The sequence below is a fragment of the Sulfitobacter sp. UBA1132 genome (assembly GCF_002311545.1).
Taxonomy (GTDB): domain Bacteria; phylum Pseudomonadota; class Alphaproteobacteria; order Rhodobacterales; family Rhodobacteraceae; genus Sulfitobacter; species Sulfitobacter pontiacus.
Genome location: NZ_DCAN01000015.1, coordinates 61,676 through 77,979, shown reverse-complemented (window position 1 = coordinate 77,979; position 16,304 = coordinate 61,676). Strand labels below are relative to the sequence as shown.

The 16,304-nt window shown below is 57.2% G+C and carries 15 protein-coding genes; 10 read left to right on the top strand and 5 right to left on the bottom strand.

Features of this window, described 5'->3' with window-relative positions:
- The first annotated feature begins 6 nt into the window (after nucleotides 1-6).
- The 6 genes from B4F27_RS11935 (at nucleotide 7) to B4F27_RS11910 (ending at nucleotide 6,019) form a co-directional block, all read left to right on the top strand.
- On the top strand, nucleotides 7-786 hold the full coding sequence (locus tag B4F27_RS11935) for an SDR family NAD(P)-dependent oxidoreductase (protein WP_243251967.1): 780 nt from the start codon (nucleotides 7-9) through the stop codon (nucleotides 784-786).
- 106 nt (nucleotides 787-892) lie between these two features.
- On the top strand, nucleotides 893-1,717 hold the full coding sequence (locus tag B4F27_RS11930) for an enoyl-CoA hydratase-related protein (protein WP_286759772.1): 825 nt from the start codon (nucleotides 893-895) through the stop codon (nucleotides 1,715-1,717).
- A 51-nt stretch (nucleotides 1,718-1,768) separates the two neighbouring features.
- Nucleotides 1,769-2,926, top strand: coding sequence for an acyl-CoA dehydrogenase family protein (locus B4F27_RS11925; protein ID WP_286759771.1), 1,158 nt, complete (start codon nucleotides 1,769-1,771; stop codon nucleotides 2,924-2,926).
- A gap of 9 nt (nucleotides 2,927-2,935) precedes the next feature.
- Complete coding sequence (locus B4F27_RS11920) at nucleotides 2,936-4,024, top strand: CaiB/BaiF CoA transferase family protein (protein WP_286759770.1); 1,089 nt, start codon at nucleotides 2,936-2,938, stop codon at nucleotides 4,022-4,024.
- Between the two features lie 39 nt (nucleotides 4,025-4,063).
- A complete protein-coding gene (locus B4F27_RS11915; protein WP_286759769.1) occupies nucleotides 4,064-4,834 on the top strand; it encodes an SDR family NAD(P)-dependent oxidoreductase in 771 nt (256 codons plus the stop codon).
- Between the two features lie 156 nt (nucleotides 4,835-4,990).
- A complete protein-coding gene (locus B4F27_RS11910; RefSeq protein WP_286759768.1) occupies nucleotides 4,991-6,019 on the top strand; it encodes a phosphotransferase family protein in 1,029 nt (342 codons plus the stop codon).
- A 182-nt stretch (nucleotides 6,020-6,201) separates the two neighbouring features.
- Here the strand turns inward: B4F27_RS11910 and B4F27_RS11905 are convergent, their stop codons facing one another.
- Nucleotides 6,202-6,840 (bottom strand): TetR/AcrR family transcriptional regulator, encoded by a 639-nt coding sequence (locus B4F27_RS11905; protein WP_286759767.1) that lies wholly within the window; start codon nucleotides 6,838-6,840, stop codon nucleotides 6,202-6,204.
- A 67-nt stretch (nucleotides 6,841-6,907) separates the two neighbouring features.
- Between B4F27_RS11905 and B4F27_RS11900 the strand changes: the two genes are divergently transcribed.
- The 3 genes from B4F27_RS11900 to B4F27_RS11890 are packed head-to-tail and all read left to right on the top strand — an operon-like array spanning nucleotide 6,908 to nucleotide 9,987.
- On the top strand, nucleotides 6,908-7,957 hold the full coding sequence (locus B4F27_RS11900; protein WP_349676284.1) for a phosphotransferase family protein: 1,050 nt from the start codon (nucleotides 6,908-6,910) through the stop codon (nucleotides 7,955-7,957).
- A gap of 13 nt (nucleotides 7,958-7,970) precedes the next feature.
- On the top strand, nucleotides 7,971-8,705 hold the full coding sequence (locus B4F27_RS11895; RefSeq protein ID WP_286759765.1) for an SDR family NAD(P)-dependent oxidoreductase: 735 nt from the start codon (nucleotides 7,971-7,973) through the stop codon (nucleotides 8,703-8,705).
- A gap of 34 nt (nucleotides 8,706-8,739) precedes the next feature.
- Nucleotides 8,740-9,987 (top strand): acyl-CoA dehydrogenase family protein, encoded by a 1,248-nt coding sequence (locus tag B4F27_RS11890; protein WP_286759764.1) that lies wholly within the window; start codon nucleotides 8,740-8,742, stop codon nucleotides 9,985-9,987.
- A gap of 93 nt (nucleotides 9,988-10,080) precedes the next feature.
- Here the strand turns inward: B4F27_RS11890 and B4F27_RS11885 are convergent, their stop codons facing one another.
- From B4F27_RS11885 to B4F27_RS11875, 3 genes are read right to left on the bottom strand one after another with little or no spacing between them, the layout of a single operon-like run.
- Complete coding sequence (locus B4F27_RS11885) at nucleotides 10,081-11,973, bottom strand: DUF2207 domain-containing protein (RefSeq protein WP_286759763.1); 1,893 nt, start codon at nucleotides 11,971-11,973, stop codon at nucleotides 10,081-10,083.
- A 4-nt stretch (nucleotides 11,974-11,977) separates the two neighbouring features.
- A complete protein-coding gene (locus B4F27_RS11880; protein ID WP_286759762.1) occupies nucleotides 11,978-12,538 on the bottom strand; it encodes a LemA family protein in 561 nt (186 codons plus the stop codon).
- A gap of 48 nt (nucleotides 12,539-12,586) precedes the next feature.
- Nucleotides 12,587-13,129, bottom strand: coding sequence for a hypothetical protein (locus tag B4F27_RS11875; protein WP_286759761.1), 543 nt, complete (start codon nucleotides 13,127-13,129; stop codon nucleotides 12,587-12,589).
- Between the two features lie 153 nt (nucleotides 13,130-13,282).
- Here B4F27_RS11875 and B4F27_RS11870 point away from each other — a divergent pair, with 153 nt between their 5' ends.
- On the top strand, nucleotides 13,283-14,167 hold the full coding sequence (locus B4F27_RS11870; RefSeq protein WP_286759760.1) for a hypothetical protein: 885 nt from the start codon (nucleotides 13,283-13,285) through the stop codon (nucleotides 14,165-14,167).
- Nucleotides 14,168-14,380: 213 nt separating this feature from the next.
- Here B4F27_RS11870 and atzF read toward each other — a convergent pair whose 3' ends face one another.
- Nucleotides 14,381-16,171, bottom strand: coding sequence for an allophanate hydrolase (gene atzF / locus B4F27_RS11865; protein WP_286759759.1), 1,791 nt, complete (start codon nucleotides 16,169-16,171; stop codon nucleotides 14,381-14,383).
- Between the last annotated feature and the right edge of the window lie 133 nt (nucleotides 16,172-16,304).

Here is a 16,304-nt window from a genome sequence, read left to right as displayed (position 1 = left end):
ACGCGAATGAAACTTGATAACTCAATCTCGGCAGTCATCACTGGGGGCGCCTCCGGTCTGGGGCTTGCCACAGCGCGTGCGTTGGCTTCACATGGCGTGAAGGTGGCATTGTTTGACCTGAACGAGGAAGCGGGCGAAGCAATTGCATCTGAATTGGGCGGCGTGTTTTGCAAGGTGAACGTGGCGGACGAAGCCAGCGTCGACGCTGGCTTTGAAAAGGCGCGCGCGGCAAACGGGCAGGAACGTATTCTCGTTAATTGCGCGGGCATCGGCAACGCGATCAAGACCGCTGGTCGGGATCGCAAGACCGGCGGGATTTCCCAGTTCCCCATTGCCGAATATCGCAAGGTTATCGAGGTGAACCAGATCGGTACCTTTATCTGTACCGTCAAGGCCGCCGCGGGTATGATGACCCTCGACCCAGAGGACGGTGAGCGTGGCGCGATCATCTCGACCGCTTCCGTTGCGGCAGAGGACGGTCAGGTCGGCCAAGTCGCATATTCGGCGTCGAAAGCCGCGATTGTTGGTATGACCTTGCCAATCGCCCGTGACCTTTCGGCCGAGCATATTCGCGTCAACACAATCCTGCCCGGTCTTTTCGAGACGCCGCTTTTGATGAGCCTGCCCGAAAACGTCCGGCAATCCTTGGGGGCGATGGTGCCCAACCCTGCTCGCCTTGGTAAGCCGGAAGAATATGCCTCTCTGGCTCTCGAAATGGTGCGCAATCCCTACCTGAACGGCGAAGACATTCGCTTGGATGGTGCTATCAGGATGGCACCGCGCTGATTGGCCGCTGTGACGTTGGGGGAGGGGGCGGTCCCTCCTGCCACATCACGGCACTGCAAAAGTCGACGTGGGAACCTGACTGCGCCGCGGGAAAATGGAGAATGGAATGACTGACGTAAAAACCAAAGATGCCAAGGATATCTGGGCGCGCGATTTCGACTATATCTCGGTCAAACGTGACGGCCATATCCTTGAAATTACGATCGATCGCGCGGATCGCTACAACGCCCTCCACGGCGGGGCGCATCAGGAATTGCACTATATCTTTGATGGATACGAGCAGGACCCGGATCTGTGGGTCGCCATCATCACCGGGGCCGGGGACAAAGCTTTTTGCTCGGGCAACGATCTGAAAGCCACAAGCGAAGGGCAGAATATTGAACCCGCCAGCAGCGGCTTTGGCGGTCTCACTGATCGCTGGGGCCGGGAAAAGCCGGTTATCGCGGCGGTGAATGGCGTGGCAATGGGCGGTGGATGCGAGATCGTTCTGGCATCCGATATTGCCGTGGCGGATGCCCATGCGAAATTCGCGCTGCCCGAGGTGAAGGTTGGCCTGTTCGCAGCGGCGGGTGGCGTCCAACGCCTCACGCGCCAGATCGGTCGTAAAGCCGCGATGGAGCTGATCCTGACAGGCCGTGCGATTACAGCCGAACGTGCCTGTGACCTAGGCATCATTAACCGCGTTGCAGGTGAAGGTGAAACGGCGATGGATATCGCACGTGAAATCGCGAAGGAAATCACGATGGTATCGCCGACTGCCGTCAGGGCGTCAAAGCGGGTGCTCAACGCCCTTGAAGAAGATATCGAGCGTCTGCCCGAAGCCTTCGCGGGCAACACGGCTGAATTTGACGTCGTGCTAAAATCCAACGACGGTAAAGAGGGCGTCAAAGCCTTTGTCGAAAAACGCGCGCCGAACTGGACAAATAGCTAAGCCGTTTGTGCCACCGATGCCCAGACCCATCAAAGCAACGAGGGATGTCCCATGATCAAAAGACGTATTTTTGAAGAAGAGCACGACATGTTTCGTGACAGCGTTCGCAAATGGATCGCGGCCGAAGTTGCCCCCCATGCCGAAAGCTGGCGTCAGAACAAACACGTTAGCAAGGAAGCTTGGAAATCCGCAGGCGAAAACGGCTTTCTGGCGATGTTTGCCGATGAAAAATACGGCGGCATGGGCCTTGATGATTTCCGCTTTGACATGGTTCTCAACGAAGAACTGGGCAAGGTGGAAAGCTCTTTCTTCATCACGCTGCACAACCGTATCGTGGCGCCCTATCTGCAAAAGTTCGGCACTGACGATCAGCGCGACCGGTACATGCCGGGGATTGTTTCGGGGGACACCATTCTTGCGATCGGCATGACCGAACCGGGATGCGGCTCGGATCTTGCGGCGATCAAAACCCGCGCCGAAAGGCAGGGGAACCATTGGGTCATCAACGGGTCAAAAACCTACATCTCAAACGGTCAGATTGCTGGCCTCTACCTGATCGCCGCGAAAACGGACCCCGATAATCCGCGCTCTATCGGGCTGTTCTGGGTTCAAGAAGGGGCAGAAGGCTTCTCCAAGGGTCAGAACCTCAAGAAGATGGGGCTGCAAGCGCAGGATACGTCCGAGCTGTTCTTTGATAACGTCAAAGTGCCCGCATCGGATCTGGTTGGCGATGGTACAGATGGTTTCAAATTGATGATGACCAATCTGGCCGAAGAGCGGCTGGTGGGGGCGGACGGCTATCTCGCCCGTGCGGAACGTGCGTTCGAGATCACGATGGAGTTCATCAAAGAGCGCAAGGCCTTCGGAAAACCGGTCGGAACCTTCCAGAACAGCCGCTTTGTCATGGCTGATGCGCGCACCAAACTCGATGTCGGCTGGGCCTACCTCGATCACTGTGCGATGGCCCATATAGATGGGGAATGCACTGCGGAAATGGCGGCGCAGGCCAAGTTGTTCACATCGGAGATCGAAGGCGAAATCATTGATGCCTGCCTGCAGTTGCATGGCGGTGCTGGATATATGGAAGAGTATGAAATCTCTCGGCTTTATGTCGATGCGCGGATCAGCCGTATCTATGCTGGCACGTCCGAGATCATGCGTGAAATCATCGGTCGCGGCCTTGGGCTGGATGATCGTCAAAAAGGCTGAGGGTTAGTTATGTCGGGACCACTGAAAGGCCTGGAAGTCATCGAAATGGCCGGGATCGGTCCCGGCCCTTTGGCGGGGCAGTTGCTGGCCGATCTGGGCGCGGATGTGATCGTCATCGACCGCGCCGAAGCGCCAGCTGACAAAACCGATGTGAACCGGCGCGGCAAGCGGTCCGTCTTTTTGGATCTGAAGTCTGAAGAGGGGCGCAGTACCGCGCAGGCGCTGATCAATCGGGCTGGTATCGTCATCGAAGGTTTCCGGCCCGGCGTGATGGAACGGTTGGGGCTCGGGCCAGATGACCTTGACGAGACGGTGATTTTTGGCCGGATCACGGGCTGGGGGCAGGACGGTCCGCTGAGCCAATCGGCGGGTCATGACATCAATTACCTGGGCCTGACGGGTGCTTTGGCTGCAATGGGCACGGTTGATAACCCGCCGCCGCCGCCGTTGAATCTGGTCGCGGACTATGGCGGGGGCACGATGTTCCTGCTGCTTGGCATCCTTGCCGCCGTGTTCGAGCGGCAGACATCCGGCAAAGGTCAGGTGGTCGATGCGGCAATGGTTGATGGCGTAAGCGCGATGATGGGGCTTTTCCACACCTTCAAAGCGCGCGGCGCGTGGAGCGAAAACCGCGCGTCCAACCTGCTGGACGGGGGTGCGCCTTTCTATCGCTGCTACCGGACCAAGGACGATCTGTTCATGTCCGTCGGCCCGCTAGAGCCTCAGTTTTTTGCCCTGCTGCTGGAGAAAGCCGGGCTGCCCGCCGAGCATAGCGTGGATCAAAACGACCCTGCCACTTGGGGCGAGCGTGCCGAGCTTTACGCACAGGCTTTCGCAAGCAAGACACAGGCAGAGTGGTCCGGCATCTTTAGTGGCACCGATGCCTGCGTGGCCCCCGTGCTGAGCATGGATGATGCGGTAAACCATCCTCATATGGCCGCGCGTCAAACGCTGGTCGAAGTGGATGGCGTTTTGCAGGCCGCTCCTGCGCCACGTTTCTCGCGCAGCAAACCGACAGGGATCAATACGCCGAAGGCAATGGGCGGGGACACTGCTGCGATCCGCCGAGCGCTGCGTGAGGCTCCGAAGTCCGAATGAACATCGCGGCGGGAAACTCTTGCCGCATGGAGGCTGCACATGTTTGATCTGACAGGAAAAACCGCCTTGATCACCGGCGGCAACAGCGGAATTGGTCTGGGCATGGCCGAGGGGCTTGCCAAATGCGGCTGCGATATTGCCATTTGGGGCAGAAGTGCTGACAAGAACGCTCAAGCGTTAGAAAACCTGTCGACCCATGGCACAAAGGTCAGCGCATATATCTGCGATGTGACCAGTTCAGAGGCCGTGAATGACACATTCGCCGCCATTCTGAACGACCATGGTCGCGTCGATGGCTGCTTTGCCAATGCCGGATTTTCCACGCCTAGTTCGGGCTTTGACCAATCCGAGGATGCGCATTGGCAGCAAATGATCGATATCAACCTTAATGGTGCCTATTATGTCCTCCGCGCGGCGGCAGCTCATATGCGGGAGCGGGCCGAAGGCGGTGACAGGTTCGGACGTTTGGTCGGCACCTCCAGTATCGGTGCCTTGAACGGCATGCCCCGCAATCAGCATTATGCGGCTGCCAAGGGCGCATTGATCTCGATGATCCGATCGCTGGCGGTGGAGTACGCCCGATACGGTGTGACCGCCCACAGCATTCTGCCGGGGTTTGTCGAAACACCGCTGACGGACGAAAGCTTTGCCTCGCAGGCGTTCGCCGACAAGGTGCTGCCCAGAATTCCTGCAAGGCGTCTGGGGCAGGGGTCGGACTTCAGCGCGATTGCGGCTTATATCATGAGCGATGCCAGCGCATGGCATACCGCTCAGGATTTCATCATAGACGGCGGGTATATGGTGTTCTGAGCTGGCGACATGGGCGTAAAGAACAACGAATAGAATTCGATCTACATCAAAAGCCCAAACCGGTGCCGTGATGGCATATCTGTGGATTGGCCAATTCGACCGCATTGCCGGTAGCATAAAGACAGAACGACGGGATTTTGGGATATGGGGGCGCGTATGGATACGGTAACAAAGGGTGCAATGGATTTCGAGCCGGAAGCGCTTGCCGATTTCCTTGCTGAAACTTTCGGAGGCAAGGCGCCGGTCACGATCGAGCGGATTGCGGGCGGGCAATCGAACCCGACGTATTTTGTCACCCGCGGGGACGTACGGCTGGTCTTGCGCAAACAACCGGGCGGCCCGATTTTGCGGGGGGCCCATGCCATTGATCGCGAGTACCGCGTGCTCGAGGCGCTGCACCCCCAAGGCGTCCCGGTGGCGCGCCCGATCCTGTATCATGCGGACCCTGATCTTTTGGGCACCCCGTTTTATCTGATGGAGCGGATCGAAGGGCGGGTTTTTGCGGATGGTGCTTTGGCGGCGGCAGACAAAAAAGAACGCCATGCCTTGTGGATGGGTTTGGCCGACGCGATGGCCGCAATGCACAACGTCCGCCCCGAAGCGGTAGGGCTGGAGGATTTTGGCAAACCGGGAAATTACTTTGCCCGGCAAATCGCGCGCTGGTCACGACAGTGGGAAGAAAGCCAGAGCGACCCGATCCCGGAGCTGGATGAATTGTCGGCCTGGCTTGTCGAACATCAACCGCAGGATGACGGACGGGTGAGCCTCGCTCACGGGGACTACCGGATGGGGAACGTCATTTTTCATCCGACCGAACCGCGTGTGGAAGCCATTCTGGATTGGGAGCTTTCTACGCTGGGGCATCCGCTTGCCGATCTTGGCTATTGCTGCATGGCCTGGCACACGGCACCCGAAGAATACGGCGGACTCCTAGGGCTGGACCTCGCGGCAGAAAACCTGCCGACCGAAGAGGCATTCGTTGAGCGCTACATGTCACACTGCCCCGACCTGCCACCGCTGACCTCGTTTCACAAGGCTTTCGCGTTGTTCCGGTTTTCTGTCATCTGGGTGGGCATCGCCGACCGCGTGCGTGCGGGCAATGCCGCGGGCGCGGGCGGCGCGGACCCCGTACATCTTGCCAGATGTTTCGCGAGACGTGGTTTGGAAGTGATCGAGCGCGGCTGACGAGAACTCCATTAGGGGGCTGATGGCCAGCACCCAATCTTAGCGAGACATCTCGAACCTGACCGCTATATGTCTCTGGCACTTTCGGTGGCGGGGACTTCGTGCGCTTTGACATCTTTGATACGTGTCAACGCACTCGGGTCGGAAAACCCGTGCCATGCTATCTACATTGCTTGCAAGGATCACTCCATCTCAAGCATCCATGTGACTGTGGCGGCGAAATGCGCCAGCGTTGATGCATCGCTCCAAGTGGCGTGGGCGCGGCTCGTGTCACCCAGCCTTGTCTCACGCGCGCTGAGCACTCCGCCTAGATAGGATTCCAGAAATATAAATCGCTGATTTTGTATGGTCCGGCTTTGCGACGGCATCAACATACGCAGATGTTCCAGGCAACGCTGATAGCCTGAGTTCCAGCGGCCCTCTAGGGCGTCATCGAACAGGGTCCTGTGGGACATGGTGAGCATGTGGAGAAAGCGGTTGTATGTGTCCGTTTCGCCATCTGCTGCTAAGTTGACAGAAGGATAGATAAGAATATCCGCGATCTGCGAAATCCGCGTGGAGCCGTCGTCTGCTTCCAGAGCATCAAGCTGGGCGTTTCGGCGTGCATCGATAACCTTTGCACCGTCCACGATTAGTTCGCGGATCAGCGCCTCCTTCGAGCCGAAGTGATAGCCAACAGCGGCGGGGTTCTTTTGGCCAGCAGCTTTGGCGATGTCACGCACTGTAACGCCATCAATGCCCCGATTGGCAAAGAGGCGCTGTGCCTCGCCCTTGAGCCGTTCAACCGATGGGCTGGGCACCTTTGAAGACAGTCTGGTCATATCACGATCCTCTAGAGCACAGAAAATTATGGGTTGCAATAATTCAAATGATTAATACAAATGAATTATGATGAATCAAGCAAACACAGAAACGATCCCGGTCGACCTGCAGGCGCTCACAGCGTGGATGGACGATATCGGGTTGGAACGCGGCCCGCTGAGCAATCTGCAGCTTCTTGCAGGCGGGACGCAGAACATCTTGCTGCGCTTTGACCGGGGCGACAGAGAGTTCGTGCTGCGCAGGCCGCCGCTTCATCTGCGCAAGAATTCCAATGAGACGATGAAGCGCGAGGCGCGTATTCTGGAAGCGCTCAGCGCGACTGACGTGCCGCACCCCAGGTTCATCGCAGGTTGTGACGATGAAGCCGTGCTTGGTGCCTGCTTTTATCTTATGGCTCCGGTTGAGGGCTTTAATCCTGCAAACGGATTGCCGCAGCTTCACGCCAGCGACCCGGCGATCCGCGCGCGCATGGGGTATTCCTATATCGAAGGGATGGCCGCACTCGGGGCGGTTGACTACAAGGCGGTAGGCTTGGAAGGATTTGGCAAGCCCGACGGGTTTCTGCAACGGCAGACAGGCCGGTGGATGAGCCAGCTGGAAGGCTACGCCGCTTTCGACGAATGGACTGGCTTCCAAGAACTGCCCGATGTCGAAAGGATTGTCTCTTGGCTTGAGGATAATCTCCCGCAAGATTTTACGAGCGGAATTTTTCATGGTGACTGCCATTTGGCAAACACGATTTTTGCCCCTGACAGTCCCGAACTCGTCGCCTTTGTCGATTGGGAGCTGGCCACGATTGGCGATCCCTTGATCGACCTTGGCTGGGTCATGGCCACTTGGGCTGATGAACATACGCCCGTGGTGGGCGATATCGAACCCTGGGATGGTTTCCCGAGCCTCAATGAACTCATCGCACATTACGACAGGCATTCGACACGCAGTCTGGATGCGGTCGCCTGGTATGGTGTGCTCGCCTGTTTCAAGCTGGGGACACTTCTGGAGGGGACCCATGCTCGCGCAAGCGCTGGCAAGGCACCAAAGGAAACCGGCGATCACCTGCATGCGATGACGATTTCACTGTTCAATCGCGCCCACCGATTGATCGCGAAGAACTGAGAAGGAAACTGTTATGAATGATTTGGACTTTTCGGGAAAGCGGGTGCTGGTCGTCGGCGGTTCCAGCGGGATCGGCAACGGCATTGCCCGCGGCTTTAGCGCGCGTGGGGCAGAGGTGCATGTCTGGGGCACGCGCGCCACGGCAGAGGATTACGCGGGCCAAGAAGGCTCTGATCTGGAAGGGCTGCATTATGCGCAGGTCAATGTGGCGGACTTCGACGAGTTAAACGCTTATGCGCCGCCCTTCGACAGTCTGGATGTGCTCGTCCAGTCTCAGGGCTTTGTCCGGTACAAGCAGGCGGAATATGCCAAGAAAGGATGGGACGAGGTGATGGATATCAACATCAACTCGGTCATGCATACGGCGACCAAGTTCAAGCCCATGCTCAGCGCGGCCAAAGGCGCCATCGTGATTGTCAGTTCGGTCTCTGGCTTGCAGGCGAATATCGGCAACCCCGCCTATGCCGCTTCCAAGGCTGCCGCAATCAGCCTTACCAAAACGCTCGGCCAGTCTTGGGCGCGTGACGGGATCAGGGTGAACGGTCTGGCCCCCGGACTGGTACCAACCAAGCTGACTGCCGTTACCACACAGAACAAGGAGCGCGCGGAAGCCTCTTTGCGCGCAATCCCGGTGCGCCGCTTGGGCACGCCGGAAGAAATGGCCGGTGCCGCCATGTTCCTTGCCTCGCCGCTCGCCTCCTATGTGCAGGGCCACACTCTCATCGCTGATGGCGGTCTCACGCTGTAACAAGCGATCCAGAACAATTTAGGACGCCCAAATCATGTTCTTTGATTACACCGAAAAAACACAAAACCTGATCGACAAGCTGCAAGCCTTTGTCGATGCCAACATCCTTCCCGTGGATCGCGAGGTCCATGCATGGAACGCCGATCCGGCCAACCGCTGGAAGCCTTGGCCCGGCTTGGAACCTCTCAAGGAAAGGGCCAAGGCGGCTGGCCTTTGGAACCTGTTCCTGCCCGAGGAATATGGCGAATACAGCCCCGGCCTGACAAACCTGGAGTATGCGCCGCTGGCAGAGATCATGGGCCGAAATATGTGGTCTGCCGAAGTCTTCAACTGCTCCGCACCTGACACCGGCAATATGGAAGTCTTTGCCAAGTTCGGCACCGCCGCCCAGAAAAAGGAATGGCTGCTGCCGTTGCTCGCGGGGGAAATTCGGTCTGCATATCTGATGACCGAACCCGATCATGCCTGCTCCGATGCGACGAATGTCCGCACTGAAATCCGCAGTGACGGCAACGATTATGTCATCAACGGCAAGAAATGGTGGATTTCAGGCGTCATGGACCCGCGCTGCAAGGTCCTGCTGCTGATGGGCCAGACCAATCCGGAAAACCCGCGCCACACGCAGCAATCAACTGTTATCATTCCGCGTGACGCGCCGGGTGTTGAGGTGATCCGCGCCCAGACAGTATTCGGCGATGTCCATTCGCCCGGCGGGCATTGCGAAGTGTATCTGAAGGATGTGCGCATCCCCAAAGAGAACATCATTCTTGGCGAGGGGCGGGGCTTTGAAATCGCACAGGGCCGCCTTGGGCCTGGCCGCATTCATCACTGCATGCGCTCCATCGGATCGGCGCAGCGTGCCTTGGAACTGATGTGTCAGCGCGTGACAGAGCGCAAGACCTTTGGCCGGATGCTTGCGGATCGTTCCAGCATTCGGATGGAAATCGCAAAGAGCTATTGCGACATCAAACAGGCGCGCCTGCTCACGTTGAAAGCGGCGGATGCGATTGACCGTCATGGGGCCAGGAACGCCAAGGATTTGATCGGCGCGATCAAAGTCGTAGCCCCGCAAATGGCACAAACCGTGGCGGATCGCGCGATTCAGATCTTCGGCGGCATGGGGGTGAGCGATGACGTGCCCTTGGCAGAAATCCTCGCCACACAACGATTTATCCGCCTTGCAGATGGTCCCGACGAAGTGCACGCATCCCAGCTTGGCAAGTTCAAGATCGCTCAATACGCAAAACCCGGTGCCGGTTGGAATAACATCTCTGAAACTTGACGGCTACGATTGTGAGTATGGTATTGCAGCTCTGCCCGTCCGCGCAGGGCGTCGACCCTGCAAGGCCTTGACCCTAACGGGATTTCGCAGGGGCTACCAACCTCCACCGCCACCTCCGCCGCCGCCCGATCCGGCAGAACTGTTGCTATCGTCTGCACCGCTATGGAGCGATGCAGCAACAGACTCTGCGAAACGTGATAGTCCGCTGATTGCGTCGTCATCATCGCCCACAAACCAGCTTGGTGCATAACTGGGTCCTGTGAGTGACTGGCCTGATATTAAATGAGCTTTGAACGCCGCGCGCCAAGGTTTTTCGATACCGAGAGCGATCGCGCTTGGCAGTAGGGTCTCGAAATGCGCTGGCGATAATTCCGGTGCGTCGCGGATGTTCATGCGGTCCATCTCTCCTACCGTGAGATAGAGGCGCAGCCCCGTGATGTGATCCCTTATCATTGCCCCTGCACGTGTGGTTGATCCGATCAGCACAAGGAAGATCTGGTTGAACGTCACGCCACCCCAGACGACCAACAAAGCCTGAAACGCGATATTCATTCCTGTGTCTTCGTAGAGCATGGCGCAAAACAATAGCGCTCCGAAGACCCACATGCCCGCAAAGATGGCCAATCCCAAAAAATTCAGGAGCCGCTTCATCCAAGAGTACGGATTCCTGCGCGATTTCAGCAGCTTCCAGATGCCTGCGTTAAGGAATAGGGGCGCGAGACTGAAGAAGAATACGAGCTTCATGGCCGACTCATTAAGATCAATAGCCACGAGCCAGGCAAAGGCAGCCGCACCCGATATGATAATGCCCAGATAGAACAGAATTTTGTTTTGACGGTAAAAGCGCCCGTCGTTTTCAGCCTCGACGCCAATTTTGAAGTTGAGCAAAACTGCTTCGATATCATCTTCGTGTAGTGAGGCCAGGGACATCTCACCTTCATGCGCATGAAGCATGTCCAGAATAGCGATATGACCGGCAGGCAGCCCGTCTGATATGGGCAAGTCAGTCCGCCTGATGGTGACCAGATGATCAAGGCCGTCCAGAACAACGTAGCCCTTCACAGCGAGATCCAGAACCGTGGCAGTAAGCGCCGTTTTCCCTTCATCCCGCAAGGTTCCATCAACGATATAGCTCATCAATGCTGGCGAAATTCCCATTGGTAGATCCCACCGTGGGACGATTGTCCCTGCCTTGGGGTCGCGCCCGAACCAAACCCACATAAACATCATATAAGCAAAAACGGCCGCAAAGCCGTAGATCAAGACGACCCATCCCAGATTGTCCCGCCACCACCAGTCTGACAGTTGCGCGGTGGTTGGAGGTGCAACAGCGCCCTTGGGGAGCTGTACCATGATCGTCAGCCCTTCGAATGGATCAAGAGCGTGGGTGGTCTCAAACGTGGCACCGCGCCCGGATACTGTCGCGACCGCATCGTCCAACTTGCTGCCGCGGGAACCGGTAAAGGCTATCGGTTCAAAAGGCTGTGCGCCGCTCAAAAGGATGACGTGCGCAGATGCACTCAGGATCGGGAAACTCCACTCGTCGCCAGTGACGTTCCAGCGCAATCTGTCGCTCGCGTCTCCGAAGATAATCTGTCGGTCGGTCAAATAGCGGATCTGGTAGATGTGGTTGCCGGTCGAAACGAGCTGAAACTGATCACCGATGCGAATCTTGGTGCCCAGATCGGTGTCAGTTGCCTCCCATGGTTCATTTTCCCCGTTGCGTGTGACCGAAAGGATCTCGAAGCTTACCTTGTATCGCGTGCCGTCCGGCGTAGTGACATATTGCGGGAAGTCGCGATAAATCCCGTGCTGGATATCTGTTCCATCGGCATTCACTTTGATCGTTTCGGTCACATCAAGCACACCATCCTCCCGCACGAGGATATCGGCGTTGAAAGATCGGATCACGTCGCCAGCGTGCGCCCCGTAGGCCCAGATAGAAAGTAATACAGCGGCAAGGACGCGCGCGATGTGTTTGGTCACAGCGTTAAAATCCAACCGTTGGGAGTCTGCGATCCGCGGGCTCTTCGATCTCGAAGAAAGCACTTTGTTCGAAGCCGAAGCTTTTGGCGACCAGATTGGAGGGGAAGCTTTCGACCTTGATATTCAGATCTCGCGCCGCGCCATTGTAGTAGCGTCGGGCCATTTGGATCTCACTCTCGACAGTATCAAGGTTAGCTGCCAGATCGCGGAAGTTATTGCTTGCCTTTAAGTCCGGATAGGCTTCGGCCAGGGCAAACAGCTTTCCGATGGCCTGCCCCACCAAGTTTTCCGCGCGTGCACGTTTTTGCACATCAGAAGGGTTCAGGGTGGCCGCCGAATTACGGGCTGCAACGATCTCGTCAAAGGTGGCGCGTTCGTGCGCGGCGTATCCTTTTACGGTTTCGATCAGGTTGGGGATCAGATCTGCGCGTCGTTTCAACTGTACATCGATACCGGACCACCCCTCTCGAACGCGCTGACGGGCGCGCACAAGCGCGTTGTACAAAGAGATTACCAAGACACCAGCAATCGCAACTACGGTAATAATAATCAGAAGCGTATTCAAAGGGTGGTTCCTATTCCAAGTGGAGCATTCAGGGTTGGGGCAAGTGGATCAGAACCGGCAATCGGGCAGGGCAGTCGCGTCAAAACCCCCTTCCACGGGCTCGTCGAAACTGGCATCTATTCTGATCGGATCGAAAGGGGCATAGTCTTGGGCGTCGGGGGAAAGCCGGACGACGTAGTGACAACTCGATCTGACGATGGTCGCACCCTCATTGGTTTCCATCTCTACAACGACTGGCACCGCCGAGACCTCTGTACCGACACCAGCGCTGGTGAATCCCAGTTCGAAGCGCAGTTTAATGCTGCGGATATCCTGAAATTTGTTGCGAAACGCATTGTAATCAGCGGCAAGCTGGTTCGCATCTTTTTCGGGAGTGCCTCTAAGGGTGTAACTGAAAGCGCGTGCCAGCTGCCCCGTGCCGATTGCGTTGTAGTAAGACTGGACGAGATCAAGCGCTGTTGATCTATTGTCGTAATACGTTGATGCGGCGGTCACATGTAGCGCGGGTTCCTTAGCTTGTGCCTGGGTGTACGGCAGCACCGCGCATAACCCTGCGCAAAGCAGTGGGCGGAACGCTGATTGGATATGCATGGGAGCACCTTCTGAAGAAAATGTTTTCAGACGAGATGTTTATAAGTTGTTCGTTTGTTCACAATGGGCAAAAATTTTTAGCCCAGATATGAGTTGAGAGCGGCGCGGTCGATGCTGTTGTGCGCCCCTCTGAAAAGCGAAACTAGATAGATCATGATCCAGACTGCCGATACCGCACCTTCTTATGACGCAGCACAGCTAATTGCGCGCCCGATGTTCTGGGAGGCGCTGAAGGGAGAGGCAAGCGATCTGTTGAAGGTCCACGCCGTTGCTCCAGAGGTTGTGCATTACCTCGCCGATATACGGCACTGGATCTTGATCCATATGGCGATTGCCTTGCATTTCGAACGCAAGATTGACCCGGCTGCGCCGCCCTTAACGCCGAAAAAGCTTCTGACCGAACTGGCTGGCACGGGGATCGCCAGTCGCAATACTGTGCAGTCCTTCTTGCGAGAACTTTTGCGAATTAAGCTGACAGAACCGCCAAAAACCGGGACTTTGCGTCAGCATGCGACTGAAGTCTCCGCAAAAAGCGAAAAGCTTATGTTTGTCTACATCGACATCCACCTTCGCGCGCTCGATATGGTTGATGGGGGCGGGCGTAGTGCACTCTTTAACCGGACCCCGACGCTTTTGCATAAGCTTCAACCCGCTTTCGCCCGCAAAATTTGTTTGAACCCTGCGTGGTACAATCCGCCGGCAATGGTCAACTGCTTTACCAATAGCGTCTCCGGCAGCAGCATCTTGCATGAAATGGTGCTGTCCACCCAATCCAACGAGCCGGATGGAGATGGCCGGTTCTGGCTCGGCACCGTGTCGACAGCGGGTTTGGCCGCACGCTACCACGTATCTGGCGCTCATATTTCGCGCATACTGATAAAGGCACAGCAGGTCGGCGGTATCGGCTGGGAAAACGAAAGGCGACGCGGGGCGTGCTGGCTGTCAACGACACTGCGCGACGCTTATCTTTTATGGCAGGCCGAAAAACTGGCTGCGTTATCGAGCGCGTTTAATCGGTGCGTCAGCGCAACCGCATAGGGGCAACTTTAAATCGCTCGATGACACTTAGCTGCATCGAACCTGAAGTATGAGAGTTGGTGGCGTGTTTATATGCAAGGAAAGTTCAAGCCTTCTGCCAAGTTGTTAGGGTATGGGGAGCAATTGCGACTACCAGAGATGAACCCTCGTCGATTCCGAACAGCGGGGAAACCGAAGATACGAAGCCACCTTAGAGATGGGGCGCTACGTACCTCACAGCTGCGCTAGATAATTTCGCCAATCGCCGATCTGAGTGATTTCTGTGCTTTCCGCAACGGCTTCGGCTTCACAAATGAACCCTTTTACCTGCCGCCCGTCGGACAGATCGACAGTGCCGATACCAAGAGGGGCGGGAATGACGTCCAGAAAGCCGCCAACCTTTTCAAAGGGCAGGGACCACAGTTCTACCGCAATGGAAGCACCTGATCCGGGGGTGCCTTTCACCAAGCCCGGCCTTGCAGGAGGGTCGTCGGCGAGCGCGTAGAAACGATAGCTGTCGGTGGTCGTCGCTGCGCCGTGATAGGTCGCGCCCCGCTGGGTCAATTGATGGTTCAACGGCAGCCCGTGCATATGGGCACCGCAGACCGCGAGGATCAGACCGTCGGTCGTCGCAGTTTCAAATGTGGGCGTTCCGTTGAACGGCCAACCCGTAGCGCCTAATTTGCGTTGTCCCGCCGCCTCTAGTGCAAGACCTGAGGCGGCGATATCCGCATCTTTGCCCGCGGCTGCTAGTAATGTGACGCTGCCCGGGCGGCCATCACTGCGCGCCGGCACGGGCACGGCGATACCGCACATATCCAGCAGGTTGACGAAGTTCGTATAGGTGCCGAAGTTCGAGTTCGGTCCGATGGGGTCAGCTTCTAGCTCGGCGACAGTGTGGAAGGTCGGAATGGTTGGCACGCAGAGCATATCCAAGCCATCCATTGGAGTTTCAGCAATGCGCGACAGCTCTTTCAGGCGGTACATGCCGCGAAACGCATCTGCGGCAGAAAGTGCTTCCGCCTTGCAAATGACCTGGCGCGTGACAGGCAGGATCGCCTCTGGGTCTTTGTACAAGAGATCCTCGATGACGGTATACCGCTCCGCGACCCACGCCCCTTCATAAAGCATATCCGCCACATCATAGAGCGGCGTGAAATCAATCTCTCGTATCTCGGCACCTTGGCCGCGTAGCAGGTCCACCGCTGCGGTGAACGAAGCCTCTTGGACGGCGTCACCCGAAAAGCGGATGCTGTCACGACTGGGGATGCCGATCACAGGGGCGGATTTTGGCGCAGCGAGGGGAGGGGCCGAGATGTGTCGTGCATAGGCATCGGCGGCATCATAGGCGCAGGCGACAGTGAAAGCCGTATAGGCGTCGGCGACGGTAAGTGCGAAGATCGAGACCGTCTCGACCGACCGGCACGCGGGCACGACACCAGTTGCAGATAAGGCACCGAGGGTTGGTTTCAGGCCCACAATATTGTTCAGCGCTGCTGGCACCCGCCCGGACCCTGCGGTATCGGTGCCAAGCGAGAAGGCGACAATACCATGGCCTACTGCCACGCCCGAGCCGCCTGAGGACCCACCGGGCACAATTTCAGGATCGATAGAATTGCGCGGCGCGCCATAAGGGGTGCGGACGCCCACAAGCCCTGTCGCAAATTGGTCAAGGTTGGTTTTCCCGATGAAAATTGCCCCCGCCTCGCGCAGTTTGGCGACGACGAAGGCGTCTTGCGTGGGGGTATAGGCATAGGCAGGGCATGCGGCGGTTGTCTCGTACCCCGCGACATCGATGTTGTCTTTCACCGCAAAAGGGACACCCCAAAGCGGTTTGGCAGGGTCGTATGGGCCAAGACCCGCCGCCGCCGCTTGGGCGTCAGCCTCGCTTGCCATGGATAGAAAGATGCATGGGTCGTCTACTTCACGCAGTCGGGTATAGACCTGTGCGATGATTTGTTCAGGAGACACACCGCGCGCGTAGGCCGCGTGAAGGTCTGGGATGGTCATCGCAATATCGGTCATAGGAGGCTCTTTTGTAGTTGCACTGGGGTCATCGTTGCGGGCCGTGCCGCTGACGTGTCTCAGTCGTCCTCTGTTGCGCTGCGGAATTCAAATGCTAAGAATTCACAAAAGCGGTGCAAAAAATGCACCATCA

Bases quoted from the DNA above. Each gene is read 5' to 3' on its own strand.
- B4F27_RS11890 (WP_286759764.1), top strand. From the start codon at position 8,740: ATGTTCTTTGATTACACCGAAAAAACACAAAACCTGATCGACAAGCTG.
- B4F27_RS11935 (WP_243251967.1), top strand. From the start codon at position 7: ATGAAACTTGATAACTCAATCTCGGCAGTCATCACTGGGGGCGCCTCC.
- B4F27_RS11875 (WP_286759761.1), bottom strand. From the start codon at position 13,129: ATGCATATCCAATCAGCGTTCCGCCCACTGCTTTGCGCAGGGTTATGC.
- B4F27_RS11930 (WP_286759772.1), top strand. From the start codon at position 893: ATGACTGACGTAAAAACCAAAGATGCCAAGGATATCTGGGCGCGCGAT.
- B4F27_RS11910 (WP_286759768.1), top strand. From the start codon at position 4,991: ATGGATACGGTAACAAAGGGTGCAATGGATTTCGAGCCGGAAGCGCTT.
- B4F27_RS11905 (WP_286759767.1), bottom strand. From the start codon at position 6,840: ATGACCAGACTGTCTTCAAAGGTGCCCAGCCCATCGGTTGAACGGCTC.
- B4F27_RS11925 (WP_286759771.1), top strand. From the start codon at position 1,769: ATGATCAAAAGACGTATTTTTGAAGAAGAGCACGACATGTTTCGTGAC.
- B4F27_RS11870 (WP_286759760.1), top strand. From the start codon at position 13,283: ATGATCCAGACTGCCGATACCGCACCTTCTTATGACGCAGCACAGCTA.
- atzF (WP_286759759.1), bottom strand. From the start codon at position 16,171: ATGACCGATATTGCGATGACCATCCCAGACCTTCACGCGGCCTACGCG.
- B4F27_RS11900 (WP_349676284.1), top strand. From the start codon at position 6,908: ATGATGAATCAAGCAAACACAGAAACGATCCCGGTCGACCTGCAGGCG.
- B4F27_RS11915 (WP_286759769.1), top strand. From the start codon at position 4,064: ATGTTTGATCTGACAGGAAAAACCGCCTTGATCACCGGCGGCAACAGC.
- B4F27_RS11920 (WP_286759770.1), top strand. From the start codon at position 2,936: ATGTCGGGACCACTGAAAGGCCTGGAAGTCATCGAAATGGCCGGGATC.
- B4F27_RS11895 (WP_286759765.1), top strand. From the start codon at position 7,971: ATGAATGATTTGGACTTTTCGGGAAAGCGGGTGCTGGTCGTCGGCGGT.